Source organism: Paenibacillus sp. FSL R5-0810 (assembly GCF_038002285.1).
In the GTDB taxonomy this organism is placed as follows: Bacteria; Bacillota; Bacilli; order Paenibacillales; family Paenibacillaceae; genus Paenibacillus_AQ; species Paenibacillus_AQ lactis.
Window position 1 is genome coordinate 3,183,242 of sequence record NZ_JBBOCF010000001.1, and the last position, 19,041, is coordinate 3,202,282.

At 53.1% G+C, this 19,041-nt stretch carries 10 protein-coding genes; 3 read left to right on the plus strand and 7 right to left on the minus strand.

Annotation, left to right across the window (positions count from 1 at the left end; translation table 11 throughout):
* Positions 1-250: 250 nt before the first annotated feature.
* Complete coding sequence (locus tag MKX76_RS14470; protein WP_210095275.1) at positions 251-1,762, minus strand: extracellular solute-binding protein; 1,512 nt, start codon at positions 1,760-1,762, stop codon at positions 251-253.
* Between the two features lie 233 nt (positions 1,763-1,995).
* On the opposite strand from MKX76_RS14470, the gene MKX76_RS14475 reads away from it, so the two are divergent.
* Positions 1,996-4,311: a helix-turn-helix domain-containing protein gene (locus MKX76_RS14475; RefSeq protein ID WP_210095228.1), complete on the plus strand. Its 2,316-nt coding sequence runs from the start codon at positions 1,996-1,998 to the stop codon at positions 4,309-4,311.
* Positions 4,312-4,378: 67 nt separating this feature from the next.
* Here the strand turns inward: MKX76_RS14475 and MKX76_RS14480 are convergent, their stop codons facing one another.
* Positions 4,379-5,425, minus strand: a complete 1,047-nt coding sequence (locus tag MKX76_RS14480) for a pectinesterase family protein (RefSeq protein WP_245256100.1) — start codon at positions 5,423-5,425, stop codon at positions 4,379-4,381.
* 368 nt (positions 5,426-5,793) lie between these two features.
* On the opposite strand from MKX76_RS14480, the gene MKX76_RS14485 reads away from it, so the two are divergent.
* Positions 5,794-7,368 (plus strand): FAD-dependent oxidoreductase, encoded by a 1,575-nt coding sequence (locus tag MKX76_RS14485; protein ID WP_210095226.1) that lies wholly within the window; start codon positions 5,794-5,796, stop codon positions 7,366-7,368.
* 208 nt (positions 7,369-7,576) lie between these two features.
* Here the strand turns inward: MKX76_RS14485 and lepB are convergent, their stop codons facing one another.
* A complete protein-coding gene (gene lepB / locus MKX76_RS14490; RefSeq protein ID WP_341034037.1) occupies positions 7,577-8,233 on the minus strand; it encodes a signal peptidase I in 657 nt (218 codons plus the stop codon).
* Between the two features lie 287 nt (positions 8,234-8,520).
* On the opposite strand from lepB, the gene MKX76_RS14495 reads away from it, so the two are divergent.
* Positions 8,521-9,309, plus strand: coding sequence for an aminoglycoside adenylyltransferase domain-containing protein (locus MKX76_RS14495; protein ID WP_210095224.1), 789 nt, complete (start codon positions 8,521-8,523; stop codon positions 9,307-9,309).
* A gap of 449 nt (positions 9,310-9,758) precedes the next feature.
* On the opposite strand, the gene MKX76_RS14500 is transcribed toward MKX76_RS14495, so the two are convergent.
* From MKX76_RS14500 to MKX76_RS14515, 4 genes are all read right to left on the minus strand, one after another.
* Entirely contained in the window at positions 9,759-14,402 is a 4,644-nt protein-coding gene (locus tag MKX76_RS14500) for an S-layer homology domain-containing protein (protein ID WP_210095223.1), read from the minus strand.
* Between the two features lie 129 nt (positions 14,403-14,531).
* Positions 14,532-16,070 (minus strand): extracellular solute-binding protein, encoded by a 1,539-nt coding sequence (locus MKX76_RS14505; protein ID WP_007129314.1) that lies wholly within the window; start codon positions 16,068-16,070, stop codon positions 14,532-14,534.
* A gap of 227 nt (positions 16,071-16,297) precedes the next feature.
* Entirely contained in the window at positions 16,298-17,215 is a 918-nt protein-coding gene (locus MKX76_RS14510; protein ID WP_144873019.1) for a carbohydrate ABC transporter permease, read from the minus strand.
* Between the two features lie 17 nt (positions 17,216-17,232).
* Positions 17,233-18,219, minus strand: a complete 987-nt coding sequence (locus MKX76_RS14515; RefSeq protein ID WP_077564828.1) for an ABC transporter permease — start codon at positions 18,217-18,219, stop codon at positions 17,233-17,235.
* Positions 18,220-19,041 lie beyond the last annotated feature (822 nt).

Consider the following 19,041-nt stretch of genomic DNA (forward strand, 5'->3'; position numbering starts at 1 on the left):
CGCATATAATCCCGGGATTGGGTGTGCGGCTCGAACGGCTGGGACGGTGCGTCAGAATCGTCATCAAATCTAATGATTATGCTGTCAACGCCTGCATCGAATGAGCCGGAACGAATGCCGGAAGCTGCCAGGCTATGCGAGGGGCTCACGGGCAAGCAGTGATTACTTCCGCATGTGCAGCACCTCACGTCTGGACGCTCCTACTAGAAAAACGCAAAAAAAAACGCCAGGGAATCTACTCTCCCTAGCGCTAATTCTCCTGATTATATCGCGGAATCGAGTTATACAGCGGAGTCGAGCTCCGGTACGATTCGTTAAACTCCTTGATGATCTGCGCTCCTCCCTCTTCCAGCCAGCTCTCGACCTGCGCTTCATACCCCGCCTCATCAATCATCCCAAGAATGAATTGATAGGTCGCATCACGCATGTTCTCTTCCAGCCTAACCCCGATCTCATTATATCGGGCGGATTCGAGCGGAACGGTCGGATCGTTGATTAGGAAGTTCTCATTGTCGAGAATGAGGCGCTCCGCCTTGTCTTTAGCCTCGTTCCTGGTTACCGGTTGAAGCATGCCGTCGATGGTGCTTGGTCCCCCGATCATGAGCGCTTGATACGGCTTTACGTCCTTTTCCCTTAGATTGTACGAATCCACGGCCATGGCTTTACCGTCCTGAACCGTATAATGCTCGCCTTCGATTCCCCAATACATGTAATTGGCCAGCTCGGCGCTCATTAATTCATTGTAGAAGGCCAGCACTTCCTTCAATTCCGTCTCGGTCGGAATCGCGGACTTGGGAAACAGGACAACCGTGCCGTATCCCTGCGTAGCCCAAACACCGTACCCGTTCGGCCCCCGCACCCGGTTATGGACATCCAGCACCGCGTCCGGGTCATTGGCCTTCAGCTTCGCTTCCAGAGACAGCACGTCGCTCATCGCCCCTACATACACGCCCGCCTTACCGGTAATGAAGAGCTCCTGTTGGTCCTTCTTGCTCGTTATCGGAAAATCGCGATTGATCAGCCCCTCTTCATGCAGCTTACGGAAAAACTTCATCGTCTCCATATATTTCGGGAAACGGAATTCAGGCTGCAGGGAATCCTGATACCAGCCCCAATTGTTCGGCGTTCCAAAATAAGAGCTGATGGTCTTGAATGCACCGTAAATCAGGTCATTGCGGTCCGTGAGCCCGATCGTATCATCGAGCCCGTTGCCGTCCGGGTCGTCAAATGTAAACCTTTTCAACACCTCGTACAGCTCTTCCAGTGAATCCGGCGCGGAGAGCCCCAGTCGGTCCGCCCAGTCCTTCCGGTAAATGATCCCCTGCCTTGACAGTGCGCGTTCTTGATAGAGGCTGTATAATTTGCCGTCAACCGTTGTGTTCTTGAGCACCTCCGGCTTCAATGCGCTCAAATTCGGGTAGCTGTCCAGATAAGGCCCAATCTCCCAAAACAAACCGCTGCGGATCTCATCCTTAAAATAGGACAAAGAGGCCGCATTCTTCAAATACAGCACCTTCGGCAATGTCCCTGTCGCAATCGATGCATACACTTTTTCATCATAGCTGCCGTCCGGCACCCATTGAATGCTCAGCTGCGTCCCCGTCTTCTCCTCGATGATCTTCTCGATCGTATCCGATGGAACTTCAGCCGTATGCAGATTGGCCATAATCGAAATATGGGGCCGCTGGTTCTCCGAAGCATTGGTCGACCCGCTTGTCCAAACCCTTGATATGCCGACGCAGGCAGCCATCAGCGCCAGCATGATCAGGGGAAGCAAAACATAACGCTTGGTACGGATACTCACAGCACGACAACCTCCGTTTCCCGACTTCCTTATAGACAGATTACCGAATCCGATTCTTTTATGCAGTCGTATTCAGACGTGAAGCTTCCAACATCAAATGCAAGGATTATTCCCTAGGAAATGATTATTGAACGCAATCCATAGAACCCATACAATGATTATACACTTTGTTAAACAGGAGAGTGTACCTATTGCATCCAAAAAATAGTCTTTATTCTAAAATGGTCCTGTTCGGCTGCATCATCAGTATCATTCCGCTCCTGGCCCTTGGGTTCTTCTCGTTTATGAAATCGTCCGGATCGGTTCAGAATCATGTCAATACGAGCAATATCCAGCTCATGAATCAGACGAACAGCAATCTGGAACAGGTGCTGAGGACCGTGGACTATACCCTGAATTACGTCATCAACTCCAATATTTTGCAGGGTGCCCTTTACCGTCCCCTGTCCTATTACGACTTTCAGCTGTATAACAAGCTAAAGGAAGAGCTCAGCCTCCTCCAATCCCCCGAGACGAGAGTCACCGATGTCATCCTCGCTAATACGACCACGAACTGGCTGATCAATAACCGGGGAATGTACGAATTTAATGAATACGCTTCCAAAGATACGCTGCTGTCTCTCATGGATATGCAGGGCAGCTCCAACTGGGTCATGCTGGACACCGAATCGCTCGGCTCAAGCGATACCCTCAGCTATGCCTGCCCGTACACGATTGCTCTTGTCAAAAAAATGCCCATGTCTACCTCGTCCGCCCGGGGAATCGCCCTAGCCACAATCCCGAGTTGCAGTCTTGCCGCTATGATGGACAGCCCCTCTCCTTCCAGAGAGGTCATGGTGCTTGATCACAACTACCGAATCGTCGTGCATCCCGATCAGGGAAAGGTCGGCCAATCCTTGACCGAGACCGGATATAACAAGGATGAGCTTGATCGCTTCGACAGCAAAAGCGGGCAATTCGAGACCCGAATTGATAACAAGCCGATCTCCGTTACCTATGTGAAATCGGATTTCAACGGCTGGCTGTACGCTTCTTTTACCGAAATGTCGGCGGTGACCAAGGAATCCCGCTCCATCGGCTGGTTCACGCTGTATATTTGCCTGCTGATGATCGGGCTCAGCATTCTGCTGGTGTGGCTCGGTACCCGCAGAGTATACTCGCCGATCCGCCGCATCCTGCAGGGCATCGCCGAGCGCCTCCCGGATCTCCAGGCTAATAAAAAGAACGAGCTGCAAATTATCGATGAGCATATCCGGGATATGTTCAATTCGAACACCCAGCTTCGGAACGAGCTGCGCCAGAACAGCCGGCAGGTGCGAACCTTCTTTCTGCACAAGCTGTTTCTCGGCAGAATCAGCCCGCCTGAAGCCGAGGAGCAGATCGCGTTGTTCGGCTTCCAAGAGCAGGTGGCGCAGTGGGAGCATCTCGCGGTCTTCACGCTCCAGATCGATACGCTTGACGATACCCGGTATGAGCGCAAGGATTCGGATCTGCTCCTGTTTGCCATCAATAACATGATGGAAGAGATGATTCCATCGATGTTTCGGTTTCCGCCTGTCATTATTGACCAGACCCAGGTGACGCTGATCGGGCGGGGCGGAATCTCGCTGGAGGAATTCAACGATTATATCTACAAGCTGTCGGAGGAGATTCAGAGGACGACCCGCAGCTTCCTCGATCTGGAGGTCAGCATCGGCATCAGCCTTCCGTATAAGACGTTGACGAAGACGTCCCGCGCTTACCAGGAAGGAATGGAAGCCTTAAAGCACCGGATCAAGCTCGGTACCGGCGTCATCATCCCTTATTTCAGCGTGAATTCAGGCAAGCATACCCGGGTCTATTTCTATCCGATGCAGGTGGAGAACGAGCTGATCGACGCGATCAAGCTGGCGGAGGAAGAGCGTGCGCTTGAGCTCCTCAAACAGTGGCTCGCCGAGGTATTTCAGAAGGACCGCACGCCGCACGAGTACCAAATCTCATTGATCCGCCTGCTGAATGACCTGATGATCGTGATGCAGGAGAACGGCATCGTGCTGGAGCAGCCCGACTTTGGTAACAGCTCCCTGGTTGAGGAGCTGCTGTCGCTGTATACCGGTCCGGAAATCGAAGGCTGGTTCAAAACCCGCGTCATTCGCCCGATGGTGAAGGTGTTCCGGGACCGCCAAGATTCCCAGTATCAAAATCTGTCCGAGCAGATCATCGAGATCATCCGCAATGAATTCGACCGCAACATTACGCTGGAGGAATGCGCCTCCCGCTTGCATTACAACAATTTTTACTTAAGCAGCGTGTTCAAGAAAGAAACGAATATGTCGTTTAGCGAATATCTGTCGCAGTACCGGTTCAAGATGTCCAAGAAATGGCTGGTGGAGACCGACATGCCGATCAAGGATATCGCTGAAAAGCTCAGCTACAACAATTCGCAGAACTTTATCCGCTCCTTCCGCAAGCTGGAAGGGATGACACCAGGTCAATACCGGGCCAAATACAAAGGATTGGAGGGATGAACGGAACGGCCTTCGGGCTGCTCCATCCCTGCTTCTTTATTCCAGCTTCTTCCCTTCGATCCCGGTCTTACGAGCCTGAAAACGGAATCCAAGGAGCCTCCCCTTCGAAGATGCAGCCAAGCGAATATTGATCGGCTTGTTCATCCGGCAGCGTGCCGGACCAGGATACCCGGTGCTGCCGATCTGCCCCGGGACCGGCGCAACGGTATTCCACATAGGTCACGGTTGCTTCGCTCTCCGGCTTGTCCCAGTTGTCCCAGCCTTCGGCTCGAATATGCGCTCCCATCCAGCAATCGATCCATGCCACCTTTGCGTGGTTACGCCATGGCCGGCCTAAATACACGGAGCCCTCGGGCGCATCGCCCGTCAGCCTGCAGCGGACAAACACATAGCCGTACGGGCTGCTTTCCGGCGTGGACGCGGCCGTAATCCAGCCGTTAATCTCCGGATGCCGCTCTACATGAGGAAGGTTTTCCGCGGTCAGACGGTTGCGGGAGAAGATTTCGCAGTCCGTAAACACGGCTGTCGCCGAACCGAAGATAAAATCGACATCCCCCTCGATATAACAGCTGTCGTACCACTGGCGTCCGGCTACCTTATGCAAGCCGTCCCGGGGTCCTCCAAAGCTGCCCCGCTTCAGCGGTTTATCCGGCAGCGGACCGGTGAACAGCGTATCCTGATGCCCGATAAAGCGGCAATTTCGGAAGCAGATGCGGTCGCCGTCCACATAGGCGGCCAGCGCCTGTCCGACAAGCTCCCCCCGGCCGGCATCATTTCTTATCGTCAGGTTCTCGACCGTCAAATCGTCCGCACCAAACAAAGCGGTGTAAGAGTTAAAAGTATGGTACGGACTGCCGTCGGGGAACGTTTTTCTGGCGTAGTCGTCATATGTAATGATGGTTCCTTCGGCACTTTCCCCCACGAGATGAAGAAAGGGCTTCTCAATATGGAGCTTCTCGTTATATACGCCATCGCGGATATGGATGACGGTTCGTTGCTCAGCCGTTCCGCCCGGCGCATGGTCCACCGCTTCCTTAATGCTGCGATAATCCCCGCTTCCATCGAGCGCTACCGTAATCAAGCGCTGCTTCTCTTGTTCCGGCAATATCCTCATGCTCTTGCCCTCCCCTGACATATTCACTCACCGTATCCCTCCGTCGCAAACCGTTATTCCCTTCCCTGTATGGTTTCTCGGGGGAAAATCTCGATATCGTTATCATCGATATTCTAATTATTTCGATATCCATATCATAGTAGAGATTCGTGCATTCCGCATACAATCCCTGGATAAGCCCATGTCCTGACACTCAAATGAACCCCTGTGCCGCGGAGCCCAAATCTAATGATTATTCCTAAAAACACATCAGATTACCAAAAAAGGTCACCTCCGTCCGGTACTTTTCAGCCGCCTGTGCTTCTACAATGAAAATAGTATTCTTTAAAAGCTGGACGATGTCCATCCAACCAAAGGAGATCTATGCCATGAACCGAGAAATGCAGGCCGATATCGTTATTCTCGGGGGCGGAACAGGCGGTACAGCCGCCGCCCTCGCCGCTGCCAAATCCGGAAAAACCGTCATCATGACCGAGGAAACCACTTGGATCGGCGGGCAGCTGACTAGCCAGGCCGTCCCCCCGGACGAACATCCGTGGATCGAGTCATTCGGATGCACCCGAAGCTATAGACAGTTTCGTGAGGGTGTCCGGCAGTACTACCGGGATCATTTCCCTATGACCCCCAAGGCAAGGGCAACGGTGAATCTCAATCCTGGCAGCGGCATCGTCAGCCGGCTGTGCCACGAGCCCCGGACCGCCCTGGCCGTGCTGCACCAAATGCTGGCGCCTTACGTTCACAGCGGCAAAATCAAGATTCTGTACAAATCGGTGGTCGAACAGGCGGAGGTTGACGGCGACCAGGTGAAGAGCGTAACGGTCAAGCTGCTTGAGACCGGAGATCGCATCATCCTTCAAGCCCCTTATTTCATCGATGCAACAGAGCTCGGGGACCTGCTTCCGCTAGCCGGAATCGAGTATGTGACCGGAGCCGAATCCGTGGAGCAGACCGGCGAGCCCCATGCGGTGAGCGGAGAACCGCTGCCGCAGGATATGCAAGGCTTCACCTATTGCTTTGCCGTGGATTACTTGGAGGGTGAAGACCACACGATCGATAAACCGCAAATGTATGATTTCTGGCGCCAGTACAAGCCGGATTTCTGGCCGGACCGCCTGCTCAGCCTGACGGCAGTAAAGCCCTCCACGAACGAGCCGGTCGATTATGAAATATTTCCTGGCCACGGCAAGTTCCCGCTGTATCAATACCGTCAGATCCTGGATCCGAGGCACTTTGCGGAAGGGACCTTCGACACCTCGGTATCGCTCGTCAACTGGCCGCAGAATGACTACTGGCTTGGTTCCATTATCGATGTTCCCGAAGAAGAGGCTGCGCGCCATCTGAACGAGGCGAAGCAGCTGAGTCTGTCCCTTCTGTACTGGCTTCAGACGGAGGCACCGCGGCCGGACGGAGGTCAAGGCTATCCCGGGCTGCGTTTACGTCCGGATGTTGTCGGCACGGAGGATGGCATGGCGATGTATCCGTATATCCGGGAATCCAGACGCATTCAGGCCGAATTTACCGTCCTGGAGCAGCATGTGGCCACCGATTCCAGGCCAAGCGGAACGGCGGAAGAGTTCTATGATTCCATTGGCATCGGCTGCTACCGGATTGACCTTCATCCAAGCACGGGCAATCGCCCGTATATCGACATCTCGTCCTTACCGTTTCAAATTCCGCTCGGCAGCCTGATCCCGAAACGGGTAACCAATGTGCTGGCCGCCAGCAAGAACATCGGCGTCACCCACATCACGAACGGGTGCTACCGCCTTCATCCTGTGGAATGGAACATCGGGGAAGCTGCCGGCTACTGCGTCAGCTATTGCCTGGATCACGGCATCCTCCCTACGAACGTACGCAACAACGAGGAAACGCTGGCCGACTTCCAGCAAAGGCTCACGAGTGAAGGAATCGAGCTGAAATGGCCGGCGCTGCGCCCGGTATAAGGTATTCCGTAGTGAAAATACAGGAATCCAAGCTGCACAGATCTGAATAGCCAGTTGCCGGTTATGAACCGGCGACTGGTTGTTTAGTCCATTGAATGCGAATTGAGTTGATGTGGAGTTTTCAGCGTAAACAAAAAACGGCAAACTAAGATACGACGTAGAGTCTTAGTCTGCCGCTTTTTTCATTGGATTAACGTTTCTCTTTAGCTTACGGGCTACCGACTACCCCCGCCACTTTCCCCTCAATTTTGTCTGTGGGTAATGGCCCGAACAATCTGCTATCATTACTGCGGGACCAATCATCTCCTACAAGATAAACATGGTCTTCGGGGATCTCGATTTCCTCCATGCTCATTTGTTGAAAATATTCCACATTGTTTTCAATGTTTTTTCGTATATGAGTTCCCATGTTATCGCGCTCTAAAGCTTTTTTCAAACTTTCGAGATCATCCCCCAGTCGATGTGCCCTTCCGTAAAAAGCATCCAGCAATTTGTCGTTAATATAGATCTGTCCTTTTTCAATCTTTACTTTTTCGCCGGGCAGCCCGATAACTCTGGAAATGCTGTACTCACCAAGATTCTTTTTAGTCTCAGGATTCCTGAAGTATACGATATCACCACGGCTAATCGAGTGATCATTGTAATACTTCAAATCAATCACAACCTGTCCTTCTAAATCATGATTCCCACGATCCATGTTGTCATAGTTATGATTATAGATGATCTGCCCGGAATCCAACTCATGATTGGTTACTGTATTAATCGTTGGCTTGGTTATGGAATCCGTGATGATTTTACTTGTTTTATCTGAACTACACCCTGTAAATATTAGTACAAATACAAAAAGGACAATGACGACTCTCATCATCTTCCCCCCTTCGACTTCTTACCCTTTATAACGAAATCTCAAGGGTAATTGTTCCCGACATATTCAGGATTGGTTGAACTTTTCCACCCGTTAGCTTAATGACCACCATAATGGTTTGTAAAATTTCCGAATAGCGTTTGCCGGATCGGAGGCGGCCGGAGGAGCTTGCTTGCCGGGCCCCGAGTTATTCAAGGCGCACAGAATTCTTATAAGCTTTCATTCCATTGACGGGGGGATATCCCACAAAATAATATACAACTATATACCCGAAGGTGGGATCACGTATGGATATGACAGTCGTATTAGAGCAAGCCGTCGAATTATTTGTCCATGAGCTGGGCGACAATCTGGCCGGGGTTTATTTGCATGGATCCTTGGCTATGGGCTGCTTCAACCCGGCAAAAAGCGATGTGGACCTGCTGCTCGTGGTGCATCAAACATGTTCAAAGGAGCAATGGAAGCGGCTAGCCAAACAAATCATCGCTTTTCAAGACAATCTTCTGAGCGGGCGGGGGCTTGAGCTGAGCGCCGTGCTTGCATCGGGCATCCGGAACTTCGTCTATCCGCCGCCATTTGAATTTCATTACTCGGACTTTCACCGCGAGAAATATATCGCCGACGAGAATTACTTCTGCGGCGGATTCGGCGACCCCGATCTGGCCGCTCATTACACGGTGATATACCATCGGGGACGCACCTTGTACGGCACGCCGGTTCGCGAGATGTTCAGGCCGATCGACCGGACATACGTTGTACAAGCGCTCCTTCATGATGTTAGCGAAGCGGTACAGGAAATTAACAAATCTCCGATGTACTATACGCTCAATCTGTGCCGGGTGCTGTACTACCTGCAAGAGGGCGTCGTCTCGTCCAAGCAGGAAGGCGGTAAATGGGGCTTGCACACGCTTCCCCCGGAGTACCGCCCCATCCTGGAGCATGCGCTCCGCGAATACGCTGGTGCAAATGACGCTTCTGTGATCGAAAGTGCCGGGCTTGTCCGCTTCGCCGAGTACATGCTCGGCGAAATTACCCACGCCGTCGAAGGAGGAGCGTCCACAGGGTTAGAGCGCTGAGCTGCAGGCTGCACATTTGGGATGATCCGTTTCATAACGCGATCCAATACGGAGCGGAGAATCATGATGCGACGGTGCGTACCAGCGAGCTCGTTACGACCTGTAGTCATGCTGTGAATGTAAGGCTGCAGGGCAACACATAGCGGTTATATGATGTACTTGACTGGTTACGCGTTGATTCGTTCGCATTGACTCGTTGCCTTGGCACAAAAAATTCTCCCCCAGGTCTTAACCTGGGGGAGAATTTCCTTTAATTCTATGCAGTTGCGGAGATGCTCAAGAATTTCCCACATCCAAGCCAGCGCCTCCGTGTTAGATCTGCAGTGGGGTTGCCAAATGCGCCACTTGGTCTGTTGTACTGCTCCAGCTTGCCTCTCGTCCCCTGTACTATAGAGAAGCTAGCGAAGGCAACCTGCTATCAGGTCACCTTCGCAGACTCCTGAAGAAAATTAGCGGTTCATATAACCTGCCATTTCCAGCATTCTGGCCAAGACGGCAGCGCCCTCGGCACGGGTAGACTCGGCATCCGGTGCAAAGCGTTCGGACCCGCGTCCCTTCATAATGCCCGAATGCACGATGGCCGACACCGCCTCCTCGGACCAGCCCGCAATGCTGTCCCGGTCCTTGAAGCCCTCCAGCACCGAGCCCGGATCAACGGCCTCCAGTTCGGTTCCGGCAAGCTTCATTGCGCGGACGAGCAGCACGCTCATCTGCTCCCTCGTAATTCGGTCATTCGGTCTGAACTCGCCGCTGCTGAAGCCTTCAATCAATCCATGCTCTACGGCCGTCGCTACAGCTGAAGCATACCAAGCGTCCGCCCCGACGTCCCGGAAGCTGGCGTCGCCCGCCTGCTCCTTCAGCCCGAGCGCCCGCACGAGCATTGCCGTAAACTGGGCCCGCGTTACCTGCTCATTCGGACCGAACCGGTTCTCGCTTAGCCCTTCAATGACGTGCTTGGAGGCAAGCAGTGATACGTCCTCATTGGACCAATGATCCTTCACATCCGCAAACGTCTTTTCATATGCGGCCGCCGCATAAATGCCGCCTTCCCGGAATCTGAAATCCGCATGGGCCGCTCTGATTATCGCCGGTACGAAATACAGTTTACCGGCAGCCGCATCCCATCTCAGAATCGATGTAGAGGATGCGCTGGCACTTCCCGGCAGCGGCTTGATGAATTTGGCCGGCGCTCCCTTCCAAGCGGTGATCGGCTTCAGCGTATCCCCCTGTTTCCAGGCAAAGGATAGTTCAAGGGATGCACCAAGCTTGGAAGCGCCCTCCCGCAAGGCTTTGCTGATCGCGTCTTCTTCCGCTTTTGCAGCATTGCCGATGCGAATCTGAAGAGTATCGGCATTCCCCTGCTGCTGCAGCATCTCTCGCAGCACCTGAATTGGAAGCTCCAGTTTGCCGAAGGCCGATTCCACTGTGATAGAGCCGCCTTGCAGCTCTGCTGCAGCTGTGCTTATGCCTTTGGCCGGCAAGTTCAGCACGATGGAATCCGCCGCTTCGTCGAATGCATATGCAAGCACACGAGACGGTGCTGGCTGCTTGCGCAGCTGTTCGATATCCGCCAGCATCCGCTTCTCATTCGCATCGGCTGTCACCACGGTCCGTCCATCCGCGCCCGTCTCTTTCTTAATGTTTAGGCGAGGCTCTTCCGGCTTAGGCGGGATCGGAGGCTCACCACCGGATCCGCCTCCCGGATTTCCAGGGTTGCCAGGGTTCGAGCCCCCGTCTCCTGTTGACGTCCGAATCACCTCGAATGTTTTGCTATTGGTTTTATAGTTGTCAACGTACACGTCGACCGTAACCGAGTTGACGCCGGTTGCCAGCGGAACTGCAGCCGTAAATTTTCCGTTCGTGGCCACCGACGCTTCGCCGCCGTTTACGTTTACGGTAGCCTTGCCGGGTCCAAGAACTTCAACCTGCCCCTCGAGCTGAAGCTGGCTGTCCCGCGTCTCTTTCCCCTCATCATCCATCAGTCCGCGTAATACCGCGGAACGAACCTGATCGCCCGTATTGTAGGCGTTCGCCACGAGCTGACGCAGCGTTCTCGTGCCGGACGGGTCCAGCGTGGAAATGACGAAGCCGCCCTGAGGGATGACGCTGTTATTCTCCTCCGGTGATCCCCAGCTCCATTTGATGGCCTGATTGCGGTTCACGACTTTTGTAACCTGACCGGTGTTATCGACAACGACCTCGACGCCAAAGCGGTTGGTGCCCGTGGAGTAGCCGAAGGCCTCTGTCATGACGTTGATGTTCCCTTCGATGCGGTTGACATTATAGTAGTTGCCTTCCAGGAACGTATCCGGGCTATTCGGCAAGCTCATCCCGAGCTGGTAGTCCTTCACCCATTCCCGGTCCTGAAGCGCTGCCTTGGCGATCGGCCAGTTGACCTGGGAGGCGTCGAACAGCATCAGGCCGTTCGTATTTTTCAATCCGGCTTGGAACACTTCCCGCTGCACCGCCGGGGCCTGCACGTTGTTCATTGCGATCCCTGCATACAGCGGAATCTCCCCGTTCGTCACGATGTTACCGAGCGTAATGTACTTCTGAATCTCCTGACTAGTCGTTTGATAAGCCCCGATCATGAGGAAATCCAAATACTCAATGTATCCCGTCTCATAATAATCCGGCGTATACACCGATTCGTCCGGCATGCCGAGCGCTGGATGGTACCTGAAGTTTTTGCTGCCCCAGTTCACGCCGTTTAAGTAATAGGTTTCATACCAGGAGCCGACGTAAGAGGACACCTGGATCGTCTTGCCCTTGGTAGCCTCATAGGAATCCGCCAGCTCTTTTACCTCCCGGAAAAAGCTTTGGATCGTTCCGGAGCGGAATTCCCACCATTCTTGAATCAGCGGACCGTATACCCGCACATTGTTCTCATAGTAAAAAATATCGTTCGGCCAATTGGTCAACTGCTTGTCTTGAGCCTGGAGGAACTGCTCGAATTTCACGCGAGTTTCCTCGCTGAAATCCGCCCCCTCGTTATCGTAACGGCTGCGGTCATGAACGATGCCGTCCACGTCATAGTTTTTGATGATTTCCTCAAACGTCTTCAGCTGATAATCGCGAACCTCGTCATTGGCCGGATTGACAAAAGCGACGAGCCCCTGCTTGTTGCTTTCCCGAAGACGCTTGATCTCCCCGTTGTTCTCCGCGAAGTAGACGCGCTCCTCCCAGTCCAGATGATCGTTGAGCACGGCATATTCGTTATGGGCGATCGAGCCCTCAGCAAATACGTTAATCGCCGCATGGATCTTCAAGCCCAGCGCATGGCCGTGATCGATGAATTCCTGCAGCAGATCGAGATCCGGGCTTGCTCCGGCCTTCTCCGGCGCCTTGATCTCGCTGACGTAAGGCCTTCCCGTCAGGTCGTTCTTTTTGTACGATACAAAGCCCTCCACGCCCTTCACGTCCAAAGCGATGGAAGTAACGCCCGTATCCTTGGCTCTCTCCAGGAATTCACGGACTTGCTCGCTGCTTTGGAATTTCCGCACATTCGATGCCTGGTCAACCCAGAGAATGACTTCTTTCTCAGACGAAAAGCCCGGTCTTGCGAACACCGCAACCTCCTGCTTATCCTGCTCGATCCCGTTCTTCTGCACCATAACCTCGATATAATTGATGCCGGCGGTGAGCGAATAGTTGTAAGTAAACGTGCCGTCCGCACCAAAAGGAACCTCGGTCCCGTTCACGAGCAGCTTGATCGCGTTGATGTCGTCTATGTTTTCGATCTTGCCCGATATGACCGTACTGCCCTCCGTCACGGTATACATCTGTGCGTTATCGAGCTTAAGCCGGGCAATGGCGCCGTTGCCGCTCATCAGATCCCGCACCTGAACGACCTCGCCGTTCTTGCGCAGCTTGATAACGTCTCCGGCTTTGAAATTTTCGGCCAAATAACGCTTGATGTTGTTGCCGGTGTAGCTGTTGTCCTGTGCCATCAGCACGTAGCCGCCTTCGGGAATTTCAAGCTCCGTCGGCCCCGTCCACACCGGCGGCTTGCCGTTTATGGAAGGGTTGATGACCTGCAGCACCCGGTTGTTGGCATCCACCTGAACCGCGACATTCGTCTGCGGAACCGTGATGGACGTGCCGAAATCTCTCGTAAACAAAGCTACGATGTTCGGGATGCCGGTAACATCTTTATCGATATAGTCCAGTTTCTTGCGCGGACCCTCAATGTCGATCGTGATATCTTTCGGGGCCGCTTCGACCTCGATATAATCTTGATTTTCGACTGGCTCGTAAACCACGTTTATCGTCGTGGAAGCCATTTCATTCCCATTGATGATCAGCTTTACGGTGATCGGGTTGGCCCCAGGCTCCAGATACACGTTCATCCGGAACATCCCTTCCGCCGACAGCTCGGCTTCCTCGCCGTCCACGGTTACGACGGCATCCTGATCTGCCGCCAGGTTAGCCACAAAGCCCGCAACCTCCACGACAGGGATATCGACGAGCTTACCGTCCTCCGTAATCAGATGCAGCTCCGGAGGCAAAGGATCTGGATCCGGTCCTGGCTGATCCGGAAGGAAATCTCCGGCATTGACCTCAGTTTCCCCGCGCATGAGCTTCACCTGCTCGCCTTTCCGGAAATGCTGGAACAGCGTTTTTTGGTACGTGGACGTATCCCAGTCTGCCGTCTTCCCCGTCAAGACCACATATCCGCCTTCGGGTACCGGCAGACGCATATCCGGGTCCCATCCAGTGGGAGGATCGTTATCCGGACCTACGACCTGCTGTACCGTTCCGTTTGCATCCACAGCGACGGCGACATGCAGCGACGGCACCCAGATTTCCTTGTCATATACCGCGTTGGTGACCCCGGAGCCGCTGGTATACAGCGCCAAATAATCGCTTTTACCTTCCAATGAAGCACCGGTGACATTAATATCGGTCAACTCCAATTCGGTTCCGGATCCATCTCCGGCCACAAACGTGACGGGCTCAGGATTCGCCCCGCTCCCTCCCTGATCGGTCGGTACGGTGTCGGCGTATAACGGCATCGCCGCAGGAGCCAGCAAGGAGAAGATCAGCGAAAGGCCGAGCAGCAAAGACAGCCTCCTCCGAAACATACGATTCATTAACAGTTACCACCTTTCATCGCATATTAGGATTTCCAGCTAGTTCAAGCACCACTTTTTTAGCAACACCTCCTTTCTAAAAGTTGTGAAAAAGCAGCCGCGCATGCAACTGCTTTTTCACTCCATCATTTACTTCGTCGATTGAAACCATTCATTGGCTGCGGCCACCATATCGGCTCCGCCTTCCGCTCTCCACTGTGCGAGGAATTGATCGTAGGCATCAATCGGCTTCGCTCCCGAAATGAATTGCAGCACATTGTCATCCAGCAGCGTCGTCAGCTTCAGCAGGTTTTTCGATACCGCCTCGATCGGCGGCGCCGTCGACATCGGATCCACAACGATCAAGCCCTCGGCGTTTTTCTGGAAGGTTTCGAAATGCGCTTGAAGGATCGGATCTTTGCGGACGCGCGCCTGCCAATAGATTGGGTATTTCTCTTCGTCCACCCCGGTCAGGAAGGCGCTGGCATTGTTCAGCTCGTCATTGAATTTAGGCAGGATCGGGAAATATTTGTCGTCCTTCACTTCATGGTGCACGCCTTCCTCGCCGATCGCGATGCCCTTGAACGTCTCCGGCTCCAGCTTGGCATTCAGGAAATCCATCGCAGCTTCTTTATTCTTCGACGATTTCAGAATCGCGATATACCAGGTTGTATTGGCTTTCGCGCCGACAACCGCTTTACCGTCCTTCCCTTTCAAGTAAGGGATGATGGTCGTTTTCGCCTCTGGGAAGTTTTTCTCCAGCGCGGCAATCGTCGTTCCGGCATTCCACCAGGCAAGCTTATACATCGCCGCATTGCCGCCGGAAAACTTCTCGATCGATTTCTGAGCTGTATTAATCGGCGTTTCAGTATCCAGCAGACCTTCTTTATACAATTTGTTCATGTAGGTAATGTATTCCTTCATTTCAGGAAGCTCGGCACGGTGCATCAGCTTGCCGTCCACTTCCTTCCAATCGGTCAATATCCCGAAGGTCGTGGCGATATCGCCGTAGATCGAGTCTTTGCTCATCGTGAGCGGAATAACATTTTTCTTCTCTTTAATCGTCTTTAGTACCGTATAGAGCTCATCGGTGTTGGTCGGAACGGACAGTCCCAGCTCATCCAGCCAATCCTGACGCACGACGAGCTCCTCTCCAATGCTTACCCCTGAGCCTGTTTCAGGAATACCAAAGATCTTCCCATCGATGGTTGCGCTTCCAAAAGACTCTGGTTTGATCGATTGCTTAATGTAATTGCCGTGGGACTCCAGCAGCTCGTCAATCGGCTCCAATGCTCCGGCAGATGCCAGGTTATAGAACTGGGCAGCGTTCAGCTTCACCAGATCGTAATTGTCTTTGCTCGATACGAGCAGGTTCAGCTTCTCATCCGCGTTCTCGGCCGGAAGCAGCTCATACTCCACCTTGTAGCCGGTTCGCTCCTCGATATATTTCGCTACATACTCGGTCTTCGGGTCAAACAGTCCGTACTGCATGATCATGCGCAGTCCCGGCTTATCGCCCCCTTGAGTTCCTTTATCGCCGCCGTTCTCCGCAGGAGTCGTGGCCGGCGGATCGGACGGTGTCGCCGATGGCGTGTTCGTCCCCGTACCGCCTCCCCCACCGCAGGCGGACAATGCTAGCGTAAAGCCGAGAATCGCGGTAAGCACAGCGGATTTTTTCTTCTTAATCATGGATAACCCTCCTTGTAATTGAGTACTCAACAGGTCCAGCACCAGAGCAAGTTGAAGCATCACCACCTTTACGGTCCTAGGAATCGGCCTCTTCCTGAAGGCGTTCTTTTCCTGACATGGCTTTTCGTCCGAGCGTCGACGCTGATCATCGTGCAGCAATCATCCATTCCCCGGAGTAACTCTTTTTTGATGACATTCTTTTCTGAAATCACCCTTTTACCCTGAAATCACCCTTTTACCGAACCGACCAGCACACCCTTCACGAAGTACTTTTGCAGGAAAGGATATACGAGCAAAATCGGAATCGTCGCGAGCAGAATCGAAGAGGCTTGAATGGACTGCGGGGTCGTATTTATCGCCGCATCCACGTTATCCTTCAGAAAATCCCCGCTGGAGGATACCAGCAGTTCCTTCAAATACAGCTGCATCGGCTTCAGTCCCGGATCGGTGATATAAATCATCGCCGCAAAGTAATCGTTCCAGAAGGCGACCGCAAAGAACAATCCAATCGTTGCCATAACCGGCAGGGACAGCGGCAGGATGACGGAGACCAATATCCGGATATTGCCCGCGCCGTCCAGTTTGGCCGATTCCTCCAGCGAGTCCGGCAGCCCTTCGAAATAGTTTTTGATAATCAACATGTTGTACACATTCACCATCGCTGGCAGGAACAAGACCGGGAACGTATTGACCAGGTTCAAGTTCTGCATCAAGAGATACGTCGGAATGAGACCGCCGCTGAACAGCATCGTGAACACGAACATCAAGAGCAGCCATTTCCGTCCGCGCAGCCGGTATTTGGATAGCGGGTAAGCCGTAATCGTCGTCAGCAGCAGGCTGCAGGCCGTTCCGACGATGGTCAGCAGGATCGAATTTTTCAGCGAGTTCAGGAACATCGAATCCTGCAGCACATATTTATACGTTTCAAACTGAACGCCGACCGGCAGCAAGCCCACCTTGCCTGAAATGACGGCCCCTTCGCTGCTCAGCGATTTGGCGATCAGGTTCACGAACGGCAGCAGTGTCGTCAATCCCATCACGATGAAAAAGACGTAGTTGAAGACGTTGAAGCATTTTTCCGACAGAGACATCTTAATGACGCCCCGGGTGGTGTTGGTTCCTTCCAGTGCTTGTTTATGATCCATTTCATGCCACCCTTTCTTTACCAAATCCCGCGCTGCAAGTATTTTCGGCTCATCGCGTTCCCGACGATCACGAGCGTGAAGGAGATCACCGCTTCAAACAGCCCGACCGCTGTGGAGAAGCTGTAATCCTGGTTGCCTAGGCCCATCCGGTAAACGTAGGTTCCGATGACATCGGATACCTGATACACGACCGGGTTGTACATGACGAGAATCTGCTCGGTTCCGGCCTCCAGCACGTTGCCAAGGCGGAGGATGAACATCAGGATAATGATCGGCGCGATGCCGGGCAGCGTGATATGCCACAGCTGCTTCCATCTTCCGGCTCCATCGATTTTGGCCGCTTCGTACAGCATCGGATCAATCATGGTGAAGGCAGCCAGATAGACGATCGTGCTCCAGCCCGTTTCCTTCCAGCCCGCCGACGTAATGAGCACGCTCCGAAATACACTGTTGTCCAAGAAAAAGGCGATCGGCTCCATGCCCATGCTGACCAGCAATTTATTTACGATCCCGCCATTCGTCGAGAGCAAATCGATGAACAATCCGCCAACGATAACCCAGGACAAAAAGTGCGGAAGGTAGATCACGGTCTGCACCGTGCGCTTAAACATCATATTCCTCAGCTCATTCAGCATCAGGGCGATGATGATGGGGAGGGGGAACAGGATGACGATTTTCAGGAAGCTGATAATGACCGTATTTTTGAATACCTGAGCAAAATCCGGCGACGTAAACAGCTTCTCGAAGTGCTTCCATCCCACCCACGGGCTGTCGGCAAATCCTGTGAATATGTTGAAATCTTTAAATGCGATCGTAATGCCGTACATCGGCGTGTACTTGAACAGCAGCAGAAACAAAATGCCCGGCACAAGCAGCAAATAAAGATCCCACTCTTTCCAAATATCGGTCCCCAGCTTGCCCCAGTACCCTCTTCTCTGTTTGGACTGGATACGCGGCGCTGCGGAACCGTCCGGCGTCTTCGTTGGTTCGATTGCGGGTTTCATGTCATCGTCTCCCCCTTTCTGTGTCTTTCAATCTCCTTGGTTATTTCACATTGTAATTCCGGGCGGAGGGACTGAGTAGGCGAGGATCATTACTATTTATGGTAATCTGATGTTGTGTTCAGCAGGGGGGAGTGTAATGATCGTGTGAGGTCATTGGATGTGACGAGGGAAAGGCATCACTTTCATGCGGATGATGCTTACTGAGGGGAATCAACACTTCGCATGCGGATGCTGCTTACTGAGGGGAATCAACACTTCGCATGCGGATGCTGCTTCCGATCGCTGTTGTGCCTGGATTTCTTGAACTCATATTTCCAATGTAGAAATCCAGGCACAAAGGCGAACACTTCGTTTCTACAGCACCATTCCGCCTGCTCCGTTGAAGCTTTCTCCTAGCGCGGATGCCTGTCGTTGATTCGCTGGTGGAATCCCCTCCCCCCTGCTGGTTGGGGGGAGGGGAAAAGCGACTCAGGTTTCACGTCCTGAGCGGCTTCTTAGGTGGGGAATATTCGGGTGGTGCTTCATCACTACGCATGTGGATGGTCCTTCGGATAGTGAGAGTAAATCAGCACTTCGCTTGCGGATGGCCCTTCGGATAGTGAGAGTAAATCAGCACTTCGCTTGCGGATGGCCCTTCGGATAGTGAGAGTAAATCAGCACTTCGCTTGCGGATGCTCCTTCCGATCGCTGTTGTGCCTGGATTTCTTGAACTCATATTTCTAATGGGAGAAAACCAGGCACAAAGGCGAACACTTCGTTTCTACAGCACCATTCCGCCTGCTCCGTTGAAGCTCTCTCCTTGTGGGGATGCCTGTGGTTGAT

Excerpts from the sequence above, each read along its gene's own strand:
- MKX76_RS14470 (WP_210095275.1), bottom strand. The coding sequence starts at position 1,762 with ATGCTGGCGCTGATGGCTGCCTGCGTCGGCATATCAAGGGTTTGGACA.
- MKX76_RS14480 (WP_245256100.1), bottom strand. The coding sequence starts at position 5,425 with ATGAGGATATTGCCGGAACAAGAGAAGCAGCGCTTGATTACGGTAGCG.
- MKX76_RS14485 (WP_210095226.1), top strand. The coding sequence starts at position 5,794 with ATGAACCGAGAAATGCAGGCCGATATCGTTATTCTCGGGGGCGGAACA.
- lepB (WP_341034037.1), bottom strand. The coding sequence starts at position 8,233 with ATGAGAGTCGTCATTGTCCTTTTTGTATTTGTACTAATATTTACAGGG.
- MKX76_RS14495 (WP_210095224.1), top strand. The coding sequence starts at position 8,521 with ATGGATATGACAGTCGTATTAGAGCAAGCCGTCGAATTATTTGTCCAT.
- MKX76_RS14500 (WP_210095223.1), bottom strand. The coding sequence starts at position 14,402 with ATGAATCGTATGTTTCGGAGGAGGCTGTCTTTGCTGCTCGGCCTTTCG.
- MKX76_RS14505 (WP_007129314.1), bottom strand. The coding sequence starts at position 16,070 with ATGATTAAGAAGAAAAAATCCGCTGTGCTTACCGCGATTCTCGGCTTT.
- MKX76_RS14510 (WP_144873019.1), bottom strand. The coding sequence starts at position 17,215 with ATGGATCATAAACAAGCACTGGAAGGAACCAACACCACCCGGGGCGTC.
- MKX76_RS14515 (WP_077564828.1), bottom strand. The coding sequence starts at position 18,219 with ATGAAACCCGCAATCGAACCAACGAAGACGCCGGACGGTTCCGCAGCG.